1 pseudogene is annotated in these 352 nt (G+C 66.5%); it reads left to right on the top strand.

Features of this window, described 5'->3' with window-relative positions:
- Positions 1-352, top strand: a pseudogene (locus SB660_RS19340) (ABC transporter substrate-binding protein); the annotation flags it as partial.

Below are 352 nucleotides of genomic sequence, written 5' to 3'. Positions count from 1 at the left end.
CGGTGCGCGCCTACCTCGTGCACGACGACATCCTGAAGGAGGCCGGCGTCGAGGTCCCCGAGACATGGGACGAGGTGCTCGCAGTGGGGTCCGCAGTGGAGGACGCGACGGGCTCGACCTTCTACGGTGTGACGGGCACAGGAGTGCGCATGCCGCAGGAACTCGTCGTCTACCTCGCCCAGAAGGGCCTGTCGATCGCTGAGGAGCAAGCGGACGGCACGTACACGAATACATGGAACGACAACCCGGACGAGCTGGCAGCAGCCGCCGAGGTGTTCCAGTTCTACTCGGACCTCGTCGAGTCGGGAGCCGCGAGCCCGAACTCGCCCACGTACGGCTGGGAGGAGACCGA

Origin of the sequence: Bacillus sp. SIMBA_005 (genome assembly GCF_046535585.1) — a bacterium.
Classification (GTDB): Bacteria; Bacillota; Bacilli; order Bacillales; family Bacillaceae; genus Bacillus; species Bacillus pumilus.
The sequence above is the reverse complement of the archived record's forward strand: the minus strand, read 5'-3'. Positions and strand labels throughout refer to the sequence as shown.